The organism is Chryseobacterium aurantiacum (assembly GCF_003020585.1).
GTDB lineage: Bacteria > Bacteroidota > Bacteroidia > Flavobacteriales > Weeksellaceae > Chryseobacterium > Chryseobacterium aurantiacum.
The window spans coordinates 1,274,381-1,286,364 of record NZ_PXUE01000002.1; the positions used below are offsets into that span (position 1 = coordinate 1,274,381).

Below are 11,984 nucleotides of genomic sequence, written 5' to 3' on the forward strand. Positions count from 1 at the left end.
TTATAAAATACCTATAATGTTTTGTAGTAAGTAATATTTGTTTTGCGCCATTATTTTTGCAGCTTCAAGCTCAAATTTTGTCTGCAGAAGTTGTACATCTGCATCTAACAAATCTGTAATTAAAGAAGTCTGATTAAAGTAAGTGTTTTTAATAATTCTTGCATTTTCTCTTGCATGAGCTTGATTAGCCTCGGCTACTTTTATCTGTTCCAAGGCTTCTTGATATCTAAGGAAGGCTTCCTTTACTTGCTGTCTTACTTGATCTTCGGTATTTTTATGGCTTTCTTCTTCTTTTTCAAACTCTATCTTTGCAGCTCTTACTTTATGGGTATTATGATAAAAAGAAGATAAATTGAAAGACGCTTTTAAACCTACCACTCCTAAAGAATACCAATATGGATTATAAGGAAATAAGAAAATTTGTGGATTTGCATAATAAAATTCTCCGTACATTCCGATCTTGGGTCTCATATTAGCTTTAATTTGATCTATTTTTATCTTACTGAGTTCAGTTTTATGCTCTGAAATATGATAATCAAACGAATGTTCTAAAGCAATTCTTAAATATTCTTCATAAGGGATAGCATTGTTCCAAACCTCAATTGGCTCTTCTGGAACCACAATTTGATCATCAGGAATTCCCATAATAATATTCAGTTTTTGAGTTGCAATAAGAATATCATTTTCTATAGTAATTAATGCCATTTCACGTCTGGAAAGCTCAAGTTCTATTCTCAAAACGTCACTCTTTAACACAACACCATTTTTTAATAAGCTGCGTATTTCTTCCAGCTGTTTTTTTTGGTCTTCAATATCTTCTTTTATAAGTTTTCTGAAAATTAATATTTTTTGTAAATCTAAATACAAATTAGCCGTCTTATAGTGAATATCAGAAACTGCCTGCTCTTTCTCAATTTCAGAAATCTTGTGAAGTGTTTTTTCTTCCTTAATTTGTAAATTAAGTTTATTTCCATTATATAGATTAAGGTAAAAATCAGCACCTGCTCTGTAGAGTGTATGTATTACTTCATGTTGGCTAGGTTTAGAAAATAAACCATTTTCATAAATCGGTATATTACTTGCTTTTTCTGCGCTTCCTTTTATCTGCACTTCGGGAAGTCGCTCAGCTTTAAGATCTTTTACTTCCTCGGCGGAAATACCTACCTCCAAATGTTTTATTTTGATATGGCGACTGTGTTCTTCTGCTCTGTTCCAAGCATCTTTCAGTGAGAGTTTTAATGTGTCTGTATTCCAAACAGGGTTCTGGGCCCATGTCGAAAAAGTTATTCCAAACATTAGCAATCCGGTGAGATAATTTTTCATTAAAAAATTTAGAATTATTGTATTGCAAATCTACATCCTTTACATAAAAAAAAATTATCTATAATAGTCATTCTTTTCATGATTCCAGCCAAATCATTATCTTTGTATACAATAAATACATCATTGATAGATTATGGGATTAATTAATTCATTACCAGATATAGATAAGAATGATAAAAGTGTATTTGTAATGCATGAAAAATCTGAAAAATTGATTCCAGTTCATAAACACACTAAAGGACAGCTGAGTTATGTAGAAGGAGGTATAGCCTATATTACTATAAGCAATCGAACATATGTTGTTCCCGCAAGACATTTCTTTTGGATTCCACAAGGTTTAGAACATATTTTACAAATTGGTCATTCTGCCACTGTATTACGATCATTGTATTTTTTTGCTCACGACGATTTATCAAATCCTTTCTTCAGCCGCCTTGGTATCTATCCTGCCACAGAACTTTTAATACAAATGATCAAATATACTGAAATATGGGATGAAAAACATGTAATATCTACTGATGAAAATTTTGAATTTTTAGTAGCATTAAAAAAAATTCTACCTAAGACCCATCAACACCCATTGCCTATCATTCTTCCAACCACCCAGAACAAGAAAACTATGAATATTGTTTCATATCTTGAATGTACAATAGAAGAAAAGCATAGTCTTGCCAATGTAAGTAAAAAATTCGGATTGAGCGAACGCTCTCTATCGCGTCTTTTTAAAACAGATCTGGATATTTCTTTCCTCCAATACCTGAAAACATTAAGAATTATCAAAGCTATTGAACTTCTTCTTAATACAAATAGATCCATTAATGAAATTGCATATAACGTGGGCTATAGCTCTATTAGTTCATTCAGCGATACTTTCCATGAGTTTACCCGATCTAGACCTTCGGATTTAAGGAAATTAAATAATTAAATATTGTTCCTTATGGTAACCAAAAATATAAACATCATAAAGGTTAATTCTTTGAAAATAATTATTCTCAAAAATTTCGCAAAATGAAACTAATTAAATGATATAAATTGTTATCATAATAAATCAAACATCTTTTCGCTAGGCACTGGTCATCTGTTAAATACTGTCTTTCATATTTTATACAAATAAAGATGAATCACTTTATGATAATTTCATAGAGCAACTTTTATCTTTGCAAAATTGTATTGATTATTTCAATTTAAGTTAGTGTTTCAAACGGTTTCATATTTTATTAAAATAAAATTTTGTTAACACGTATCACTATAATGTAAGGCATATGATAAGCTTCCTTGTTCTAAATCTAAGAAATCCTTTATTCAATTCTTTCAACTTAAATTTCAGCTCAAAGTTGAAATATAAAACTCAATTCCTTTGCTTTATTTTTTTAATATGTTGAACAGTTTAAATTATTAATATTAATTCTATTTAAAATTTCATCTTCTTTTTGAAAATAAAGTATACTAACGAAAAAAAAGCAATAAAAGACAAAATTATCTTTTATTGCTTTTTTTTCATACCTTTGAATTTGTAAAATTCAAACTTAAATATTTTATTTTTTTCATTATGAAAAATGATATCTACGATCTCCATGATATAAAAATTCTGATAGATTCATTCTACGGAGAAGTACAAAAAGATACATTAATTGGTGGTATTTTTCATGGAGCTATCCAGAACTGGCCAGTACATTTGGAAAAAATGTACACCTTTTGGCAAACTGTTTTATTGGGAAAGCATACTTACAGTGGAAGTCCATTTTCACCTCATGCTCAAATGCAGCTTGATACCATTCACTTTGAACGTTGGTTATATTTATGGTCGAAAACCATAGATACGTATTTTGAAGGAGAGACTGCAGAAGAAGCTAAGTGGAGAGCTGAAAAAATGGCATCACTCTTCCTTATAAAGATTGAGCATCTCAGAAATCAAGGTTCTAAATCGTTAACATAAAAAATGGAGCATAGTGGGAAATTCTTACTAACATTGGAGCATTCAATAAGGAGTTGCTAAATGGAACATTAACATTAAACAAATATTTTTTTAATCAAATAAAAGACACTAAAGTCTTTTAATAATCAATTTCATATATGACAAACGAGCAAAAAAAACTGGTAAAAGGCACTGTACCTGTATTAAAAGAACATGGTATTTTATTGACAACACATTTCTACAACCGTATGTTTCAGCATAATCCCGAATTGAAAAACATATTCAATATCGGGAGATGAGTTAATTCTGAGAGATGTATTCGGAACAGTATCATATAAGGGAGAAGTGATACCTTTCATGAGTTTACACAATCCAGGCCATCAGATCTCAAGAAAAGCAGTAAAGCGTTCCGTACTCCTTTTGCAACCTTCCCATAAAGATGCGTGTCAAATCTTTTCATGATCTTTATCAAGCTTCATTAAAATAAAAGAGTTTTTTATCTTTTATTAAAAATAAGTTTATATATTTGCCCTATAAAATCAGTTACAATGTTTTCCAAAACCTGCGAATATGCTTTAAGAGCTTTAATTTATATTGCCCAGCAGTCTAAAAATGACAGCAGAGTCGGAATCAAGGACATTTCAAAGAGCATTAATTCTCCTGAGCATTTTATCGCGAAAATCCTTCAGGACCTGAGCAGAAAAGGATTTGTACAATCCGCAAAGGGACCGAATGGAGGGTTCTATATGGATCAGAAAAACCTGGACACCAGTATTGCTGATATTGTAAGGGTAATTGACGGTGATAAACTGTTTTTCGGATGCGGACTCGGGCTCGATCAATGCTCTGAAATTCATCCCTGCCCTCTCCATGACCAGTTTAAAAGTATCAGACAGGATCTTCGCATTATGCTTGAAACATCCAAAGTACAAATGTTTGTAGATAACCTGGATTTAAAATTGACCTACCTTAAAGCATAAAAAATTTAAACTAATAAAAAATAAAAAGGTCTTAATGTATTAAATAATCAAAAAAATGAAACTCTGTCTTAAAAGTCCTGTTGTACTCATGCTATTCTGTCTTATGGCAGGAATGTTTATAACAGTAAGCTTTGTAGAAGCTCCCCTGAAGTTTCAGGTAGAGGGAATAACCCTTTCAACAGCTTTGGGGCTGGGAAAACTGATGTTCGGAATCTCTACAAAAATACAGGGCCTATTTCTGATCCTGATTCTGATATTCATGACAATCAGCCAGAGCCACTATACAAAATTGGATTTTACAATCATCATTGTTTTACTTTCTATCCTGGTCTTAGAACAGTTTTGGATGCTTCCGGTTTTAGATGAACGGGCAGATCTCATTTCGTCCGGTAAGCCACTGGCTCCTACTCCGCTGCATGATTATTTTATTTATGCCGAAACAGCAAAAGCCATCATTCTGATCCTGGCTGTTGTATTACAATTTAAAACCCAACCCAATGAAAACAGATCCTATTGAAAAAATGTCCGCCCACTGGCTGCTGGCCAAGATCGGTAAAAAAGTCCTTCGTCCGGGAGGTTTAGCGCTTACCCGAGAGATGCTGGCTATGCTGAATATTACCCCCGATGATCGTGTAGTCGAATTTGCTCCGGGTCTTGGTTTTACCGCAAAACTCACTCTGGAAAAAAATCCGGCATCTTATATAGGCATTGATGCCGAACAGGAGGCTGTAAACCTGTTGAAAAAGAATTTCAAATATACTTCTGCACAATTTCAACTGGGAAATGCGGCGCAGAGTTCACTAGCTGATCAATCCACCGATAAAGTATATGGTGAAGCTATGCTGAGCATGCATGCCGATCACAGAAAATCTGAGATTATTCAGGAAGCTTCAAGAATCCTGAGACCTCAGGGCTTTTATGCCATCCATGAGCTGGCCCTCGCTCCTGACAGTCTGGATGAAAATGTAAAATTCCAGATTCAGAAAGAGCTCGCTTTAACCCTGAAGGTAAATACCCGCCCACTCACCATTCCGGAATGGACTCATTTACTGGAAAAAGAGGGATTTAAAGTTTTAAAAACAGAAACAGCACCGATGCACCTGTTGGAAATTAAAAGAATAATCAGCGATGAAGGCTTTTCCGGATTCCTGAAAATCGCAGGAAATGTGGTCACGCAACCTAAAATCCGTTGCAGGATAATGCAAATGAGAAAAACATTCAAAAAATTTGAGAACAACCTTTGTGCGGTGTCCATTCTTGCACAAAAAGTATAAATCATTATCAATTATTATGAAAGCACAACTTATAAATACAGCAATGATTTTGAGTGTATTAGCAATAAACTTATCATGTTCTGACAAAAGCGGAACAACTCCTATACCAGTACCTGAACCTTCCACAGAACAGGCGCCGTCTCAACCTGTCAGTGCCCCCGAACCGGCTGTTGCCCCAAACACTTCCGGTAATCCCAGCCTTACATTGATTGAAAGAGCGGATTGCCTTGCCTGTCATAAAATAGATGCCAAATTAATCGGACCTTCTTACCAGGATGTAGCTGCAAAATACACCGAAAAAGATATTGATCAGCTGGCTCAGAAAATCATTGACGGAGGAAAAGGCAACTGGGGCGATATTCCGATGACGCCTCATGAAAGATTAAGCAAAGACGACGCTCAACAGATGGTAAAGTACATTCTTTCGCTCAAAAAGTAATCAAAAAAATTTAAAATAATAAAAGACAAAAAAGTATTATATTATGGATACAAGAACAGATTTAATAGGAAATATGGTAGCAGAAGACTTCAGAACCGCTGCTATCTTTAAAAGACACGGAATCGATTTCTGCTGCAAAGGCGGAAGAACGATAGAAGAGGCCTGCAGCAACAAGAAACTCGATCCTGAAAAAATTTATGCAGAACTGGAAGCAATCCCAAAAAACGAAGGCTCTTCCATCGATTTCAACAGCTGGCCACTGGACCTTCTGGCAGATTATATTGAGAAAACGCACCATCGTTATGTAGAAGAGAAAACTCCTGTTTTGCAGGCTTTCCTGGATAAACTATGTAAAGTTCACGGAGGCAGGCATCCTGAATTATTCGAGATCAACACCTTATTTAATGAATCAGCCCACGACCTGGCCGCTCATATGAAAAAAGAAGAGCTTATTCTGTTTCCTTTTGTAAGAAATATGATTAAAGCTAAAATATCAGGCAGCCATCTGCCACAACCAGCGTTCGGCACCGTAGAAAACCCGGTGAATATGATGCAGCATGAGCATACTGTGGAAGGAGAACGCTTCAGAAAAATAGCGGAGATCACAGATGAATATCTTCCCCCTGCCGATGCCTGCAACACATACAAAGTAGCCTTTGCCATGCTCCAGGATTTTGAAAATGATCTGCACAAGCATATTCATCTGGAAAACAATATTCTTTTCCCAAAGGCCATTCAGCTGGAAAAAGAATTCACTGTTGAATCTTAAAAACTGCTCCGAATGACACCTAAAAAACTTTGGATAGGACTTGCTATTGTGATGATTGCCTCATTTGCAGTTCTTATATTTTACGGAACCGAAATCTATAGAAAAGTTCCTCCGATTCCGGATCAAATAGTAAGTACAGACGGGACAGTGATTGCCACGGGACAGGACATTAAAGATGGTCAGAATGTATGGCAGTCTATTGGAGGACAGACCGTGGGAAGCATCTGGGGACATGGCGCTTATATTGCCCCTGACTGGACTGCCGATTATCTTCATCGGGAAGCGGTTCTTCTGCTTGACGAACTGGCCAAAAAGGAAGGTAAGACATACAAAGAACTTCCTGATGATGAACAGGCAAAGTATCAGGTACTGCTGAAAAAGGAGCTCCGTACCAATACTTTCAATGAAAATAAAAATGAGATCGTCTTTTCTCCTGAAAGAGCAAAAGTACAAAAGCAGCTTTCTCAATACTACTCCAGATTATTCATGAATGATCCTTCCATGTCGGAACTGCGTGATCAGTATGCCATTCCCAAAAATACCATCAAAGATAGCGGAAGGATGGCCAGAATGAATACCTTTTTTGCATGGAGTACCTGGGTTTGCATTACAGAAAGACCCGGAGATGATGTCACCTATACCAATAACTGGCCTCATGATGAGGCTGTAGGGAATATTCCGCCTCCATCGCTCCACCTGTGGTCAGGATTCAGTGTACTGTTACTGTTGGCTTGTGTCGGGCTTCTGGTATTTTATCACGCAAGGAATAAAGAGGAAGAAATCAACGAAGCGCTTCCTCTTGAAGATCCTCTGCGGAATATGAAGCCTACACCATCTATGAAAGCTACTTTAAAATATATCTGGGTGGTTGCCTTACTGATCCTGGTTCAGATGCTTGCCGGAGTCATTACAGCCCATTACGGAGTCGAAGGAAGTGGTTTCTACGGCATTCCTTTAGATCAGTTTCTTCCTCAATCTGTTTCCAGAAGCTGGCACGTCCAACTGGCGATATTCTGGATTGCTACCTCATGGCTGGCTACAGGATTGTATATAGCACCAGCGGTTTCGGGATATGAGCCCAAATATCAGAAATTAGGTGTCAATGTATTGTTCGGAGCGTTACTGATCGTTGTGCTGGGATCTTTAACCGGGCAATGGCTGGGAGTGATGCAAAAATTAGGGTTGGTAGATAACTTTTTATGGGGACATCAGGGATATGAGTATGTAGAACTGGGGAGAATCTGGCAGATTTTATTGCTGATCGGGCTGATTCTCTGGCTGATTTTGATGGTAAGAGCATTACTTCCTGCTTTAAGACGTAAAGACGGAGACCGCCACTTACTCCTTTTGTTTACTCTTTCTTCTGTAGCAATTGCCATGTTCTATGGCGCCGGTCTGATGTATGGAAGGCAAACTCATATGGCTATTGCCGAATATTGGAGATGGTGGGTTGTACACCTTTGGGTAGAAGGTTTCTTTGAAGTTTTTGCTACCGTAGTGGCGGCATTCTTATTTACAAGATTGGGATTATTACACCTGAAATCCGCTACCAATGCCGTATTATTTTCTACTATTATTTTCCTTGGCGGAGGTATTTTAGGTACTTTCCATCACCTGTATTTCAGCGCTACGCCTACTGCTGTGCTTGCTTTGGGAGCTACCTTCAGTGCATTGGAAATTGTACCTCTTGTCCTGATTGGTTATGAAGCCTATCAGAATTATCAGCTCAGCAAATCTACAAAATGGATTCAGGCCTACAAATGGCCAATATATTGTTTTATCGCCATGTGTTTCTGGAATTTCCTAGGAGCAGGAATCTTCGGATTTGCCATCAATCCTCCGATTGCCCTGTACTATATCCAGGGATTAAACACAACGGCTGTTCATGGTCATGCTGCTCTGTTCGGAGTATATGGAATTTTAGGAATCGGATTGATGATGTTTGTTCTCAGAGGTCTGTACCCGGACCGCCAATGGAATGACAAATTAATAGGTTGGGCTTTCTGGCTGACCAATATCGGATTATTGGTTATGGTGACGATAAGCCTTCTTCCTATAGGTATTATGCAATCGGTAGCCTCTATTAAAGAAGGATACTGGTATGCCCGTTCCGCAGAATTTATGCAGACGGATATCATGCATTTCTTAAGATGGATGCGGGTTCCCGGCGATATTTTACTAGCTGCCGGAGAATTTCTGCTGGTTGTTTTTATCATCGGGTTAAAATTCGGCTGGTCATTGAAAGAAAAACGATAATATAATCTTTACTTTAAACCTCATAGGTTTCAGAAACTTATGAGGTTTAGTTTTCTTTTTTTATTTTAATTAAAAAATCATGAAGCGTAACCAAAATATAATTCTTCTTTCACGGGATCATCATTTCGGATTACTTTGCAGCTGGAAAATCAGACAAGGACTGAAGAAGAAAGTTGAAAAGGACAGAATTATAAAGTATATTCTTCACTTCTGGCAGAATCATCTGGAAGAACATTTCAGAGATGAAGAACAGGTCCTTTGTGCTCATCTTGAGGATGAATATACTGAACGCATCAGGTCAGAACATGCTCAGATAAAGGTACTGACTTCTCAAATCGAACACTCGGAAGATACCCGTCTACTTTCTGATTTTGCGGAACTTCTTGAACAGCATATCCGTTTTGAAGAACGGAACTGGTTTCCCCATTTGGAGGAAAAACTTAACCATGCTGTTCTGGACAGGATCGGAAAAGAACTGGATCATATTCACCATGAGAAAAAAGATGTTTATGCTGATGAGTTCTGGAAATAACTTCTATTAATATTGTATCTTTAAACTATAATTCCGGAAAAGTTTTAAAGCAGTATGGATGCATTATCAAAGAATATGAATGCGGAGATTTTATCTATGAGGAAGGGATGAAAAGCAGTTCTTATTTTCAAATCTTATCGGGAAAGGTAAAGCTGAACAATTTCAGCGAAGATGACCGTAATTTATCCAGAATATCTTTGAAGCTCCGCAATCCTTCGGAGAAGTATTACTCTTCATTAAGGAAACCTATCCCACCAATGTCATAGCATTAACGAATTGCAGCATTTTTGAGCTTCCCTCCAAAAAATTTCTTTACCCTGTTGAAAGATCATCCACAATATTCGGCAAAGATCAACGAAAATCTTTCCCGGCGATTTCATTATAAAATGGTAATGTCACGACATATTTTCTCTAAAGATCCCAACATCCGACTTAAAGTTTTAATGGACTACTTCAAAGATACCCGTTATGTAAAAGATAAACAAACAGAATATCTGGTTCGTCTAATCCGCAAACAAATGGCTGATCTCACGGTATTACGTTTAGAAATGGTGATCCGTGCCATTAAAGCGATAGAAAAAAGAATCTTCTTACGATCAGGAACAAACAAATTTACTATTAAGTTGAAAACTCATTTATGATTGAGATCACAATCGTAAAAGGTGACAATATATTATAATGTAACGAATTATATCTTTACGTAGCAAAAAAAATTAAATTTAACTTACACACATCCTAAACTAATTGTACAACTTGATTTTTGGATTATGGACCATAATTTCTTGATCTAAGGGATAGTAGGTAATTATTTTAAGATTGATAATTTTCGCATGTAATATGTCCCTTCTGCATTCTGTCATTAGTACAATTTATTTTCTGAAAATAAATCCATCATCCAATCTTCTTCATTATCCCCTTTTTCTCCAAAACACTCTTCAAAATCAACATATCTTCACTTACTTTCTTATCCAAAATCTTTGCATAATGCTGTGTGGTTTTCATGTTTTTGTGCCCTAACATCTTACTTACACTTTCCATTGGAACTCCGTTAGCCAAAGTTATTGTTGTCGCAAAGGTGTGACGTGCTATATGATAGGTTAATTCTTTATTGATACCACACAAATCAGCAATTTCTTTCAGATAAGCATTCATTTTTTGATTGCTGAGAATAGGAAGTAATCTTCCACTATTTACACAGGTCGGATGATTTTTATATTTTTCAACGATATATTCTGCTTGGGCAAGCAATGGAATATTAGAGGTTGTTTTCGTTTTTTGTCGCTTGATAAAAATCCATCGGGTTCCATCTAATCCAATATTGATGTTGTTGGTAGTTAACTTTCGAGTATCAATATATGCTAGCCCCGTATAGCAGCTAAATAAAAAGATATCTCTGACCAATGATAGTCTCATATTTTTGAAATCTTTGGTAAAAAGTTTTTCTAACTCCTGCTCATTAAGAAATACTCTTGTTACTTCATCAAATTTTGAATCATAATTCATAAATGGATCTTTTTCCAACCAATCATGATTCAAGCAAATTCTGATGATCTTCCCAAAGTTCATAACATACTTTACGGCTGTATTATTACCACAAAGTTTTTCAGTTCGTAAAAAAAATTCAAAATCATTGAGAAAGGCATAATTAATTTTTCTAATATCAATATCAGAAATATCATATTTCCACCGCAAAAATTCTTTGGTATGGCTTAAGCAGGTTTTATAGCGGGTTAAGGTTCCCTTAGCATACTCCTTCCCTACTAACTTCTCCATCCTCTCATTATGATCCTGAAATATTGGGATCAACATTCGATTTTTTTGATCTCTGCCCAATAGTCTATTCTTAATAATTTCACAGCTTACCGGTTCACTTTCTCTTATTAGTTCATGATAGGTATCATAAATTTTCTGCTCAAATGTTTTAAGATAAAAATTTAGTGATTTGCATTCTTCTGAAGACCCTTTTACACTTTGAGCCGGGGAGTTCCATTTAGAAGGTAATACAGTCCGTTTTGTACTGATTTCAGAAATTTTTCCGTCAATAGTAATTCTCATGTAGATGGGTGCTTCTCCCTGAGTGTTGATTTTAGCTTTTTTGAGATAAAAAAGTAGGTTGAATGTCTTATTCATATGTGCCGTTTTTAAAAATTTCAAATTAAAATCATTAAAAACATCCCACAAGATGTTCAATTTCTGAACAAGCCCATGAACAGGCTTTTTTCTTACTTTGCAGTGACCTTTTTTCAACCTTTTAAACAGGTCACTGAATAGGTCACTTTCAGATTGTGGTTTTTTAGCTCCATTTGGAACAGGCACAAAACAAAAAATGCTGTAAAACATCTATTTTACAGCATTTTGTACTATTTTGATTAAATAGTTGCGATCCGGACGGGACTCGAACCCGCGACCTCCGCCGTGACAGGGCGGCATTCTAACCAGCTGAACTACCGGATCAATTTTTTTAAAGTAAATTGACAAAACTTATGCGATCCGGAC

The 11,984-nt window shown here is 36.1% G+C and carries 12 protein-coding genes and 1 tRNA gene; 10 read left to right on the forward strand and 3 right to left on the reverse strand.

What is annotated here, in order from left to right; genetic code table 11:
- Positions 1-1,323 (reverse strand): TolC family protein, encoded by a 1,323-nt coding sequence (locus C7D53_RS12100; RefSeq protein WP_071447296.1) that lies wholly within the window; start codon positions 1,321-1,323, stop codon positions 1-3.
- Positions 1,324-1,456: 133 nt separating this feature from the next.
- On the opposite strand from C7D53_RS12100, the gene C7D53_RS12105 reads away from it, so the two are divergent.
- From C7D53_RS12105 to C7D53_RS12155, 10 genes are all read left to right on the forward strand, one after another.
- The gene (locus C7D53_RS12105) at positions 1,457-2,248 is read left to right on the forward strand and encodes a helix-turn-helix domain-containing protein (protein WP_071447297.1); all 792 of its coding nucleotides are present in this window, start codon (positions 1,457-1,459) and stop codon (positions 2,246-2,248) included.
- 561 nt (positions 2,249-2,809) lie between these two features.
- Positions 2,810-3,259: a group III truncated hemoglobin gene (locus tag C7D53_RS12110; protein WP_317047257.1), complete on the forward strand. Its 450-nt coding sequence runs from the start codon at positions 2,810-2,812 to the stop codon at positions 3,257-3,259.
- Positions 3,260-3,786: 527 nt separating this feature from the next.
- Positions 3,787-4,218, forward strand: coding sequence for an RrF2 family transcriptional regulator (locus C7D53_RS12120; RefSeq protein ID WP_069214536.1), 432 nt, complete (start codon positions 3,787-3,789; stop codon positions 4,216-4,218).
- A gap of 55 nt (positions 4,219-4,273) precedes the next feature.
- Positions 4,274-4,735 carry a hypothetical protein gene (locus C7D53_RS12125; RefSeq protein ID WP_106916684.1) on the forward strand — a complete coding sequence of 154 codons (462 nt, stop codon included), beginning with the start codon at positions 4,274-4,276 and terminating at the stop codon, positions 4,733-4,735.
- The gene (locus tag C7D53_RS12130; RefSeq protein WP_069214534.1) at positions 4,716-5,492 is read left to right on the forward strand and encodes a class I SAM-dependent methyltransferase; all 777 of its coding nucleotides are present in this window, start codon (positions 4,716-4,718) and stop codon (positions 5,490-5,492) included. Before C7D53_RS12125 ends, C7D53_RS12130 begins: the two co-directional genes overlap by 20 nt.
- A 16-nt stretch (positions 5,493-5,508) precedes the next feature.
- A complete protein-coding gene (locus tag C7D53_RS12135) occupies positions 5,509-5,931 on the forward strand; it encodes a c-type cytochrome (protein WP_106916685.1) in 423 nt (140 codons plus the stop codon).
- Positions 5,932-5,974: 43 nt separating this feature from the next.
- The gene (gene ric, locus C7D53_RS12140; RefSeq protein WP_071447300.1) at positions 5,975-6,700 is read left to right on the forward strand and encodes an iron-sulfur cluster repair di-iron protein; all 726 of its coding nucleotides are present in this window, start codon (positions 5,975-5,977) and stop codon (positions 6,698-6,700) included.
- A gap of 12 nt (positions 6,701-6,712) precedes the next feature.
- The gene (locus tag C7D53_RS12145; protein WP_071447301.1) at positions 6,713-8,956 is read left to right on the forward strand and encodes a nitric-oxide reductase large subunit; all 2,244 of its coding nucleotides are present in this window, start codon (positions 6,713-6,715) and stop codon (positions 8,954-8,956) included.
- Between the two features lie 79 nt (positions 8,957-9,035).
- On the forward strand, positions 9,036-9,488 hold the full coding sequence (locus tag C7D53_RS12150) for a hemerythrin domain-containing protein (protein ID WP_071447302.1): 453 nt from the start codon (positions 9,036-9,038) through the stop codon (positions 9,486-9,488).
- A gap of 392 nt (positions 9,489-9,880) precedes the next feature.
- The gene (locus C7D53_RS12155; protein ID WP_139174032.1) at positions 9,881-10,129 is read left to right on the forward strand and encodes a hypothetical protein; all 249 of its coding nucleotides are present in this window, start codon (positions 9,881-9,883) and stop codon (positions 10,127-10,129) included.
- 250 nt (positions 10,130-10,379) lie between these two features.
- On the opposite strand, the gene C7D53_RS12160 is transcribed toward C7D53_RS12155, so the two are convergent.
- Together C7D53_RS12160 and C7D53_RS12165 are read right to left on the reverse strand one after the other, a co-directional pair.
- The gene (locus tag C7D53_RS12160; protein WP_071447307.1) at positions 10,380-11,618 is read right to left on the reverse strand and encodes a site-specific integrase; all 1,239 of its coding nucleotides are present in this window, start codon (positions 11,616-11,618) and stop codon (positions 10,380-10,382) included.
- Positions 11,619-11,868: 250 nt separating this feature from the next.
- Positions 11,869-11,942 (reverse strand) — tRNA-Asp (locus C7D53_RS12165).
- Positions 11,943-11,984: the final 42 nt, after the last annotated feature.

What these genes read in the sequence shown, in the direction of transcription:
- C7D53_RS12120 (WP_069214536.1), top strand. Translation starts at nt 3,787, where the DNA reads ATGTTTTCCAAAACCTGCGAATATGCTTTAAGAGCTTTAATTTATATT.
- C7D53_RS12145 (WP_071447301.1), top strand. Translation starts at nt 6,713, where the DNA reads ATGACACCTAAAAAACTTTGGATAGGACTTGCTATTGTGATGATTGCC.
- C7D53_RS12100 (WP_071447296.1), bottom strand. Translation starts at nt 1,323, where the DNA reads ATGAAAAATTATCTCACCGGATTGCTAATGTTTGGAATAACTTTTTCG.
- C7D53_RS12150 (WP_071447302.1), top strand. Translation starts at nt 9,036, where the DNA reads ATGAAGCGTAACCAAAATATAATTCTTCTTTCACGGGATCATCATTTC.
- C7D53_RS12155 (WP_139174032.1), top strand. Translation starts at nt 9,881, where the DNA reads ATGTCACGACATATTTTCTCTAAAGATCCCAACATCCGACTTAAAGTT.
- C7D53_RS12135 (WP_106916685.1), top strand. Translation starts at nt 5,509, where the DNA reads ATGAAAGCACAACTTATAAATACAGCAATGATTTTGAGTGTATTAGCA.
- C7D53_RS12105 (WP_071447297.1), top strand. Translation starts at nt 1,457, where the DNA reads ATGGGATTAATTAATTCATTACCAGATATAGATAAGAATGATAAAAGT.
- C7D53_RS12130 (WP_069214534.1), top strand. Translation starts at nt 4,716, where the DNA reads ATGAAAACAGATCCTATTGAAAAAATGTCCGCCCACTGGCTGCTGGCC.
- ric (WP_071447300.1), top strand. Translation starts at nt 5,975, where the DNA reads ATGGATACAAGAACAGATTTAATAGGAAATATGGTAGCAGAAGACTTC.
- C7D53_RS12160 (WP_071447307.1), bottom strand. Translation starts at nt 11,618, where the DNA reads ATGAATAAGACATTCAACCTACTTTTTTATCTCAAAAAAGCTAAAATC.
- C7D53_RS12125 (WP_106916684.1), top strand. Translation starts at nt 4,274, where the DNA reads ATGAAACTCTGTCTTAAAAGTCCTGTTGTACTCATGCTATTCTGTCTT.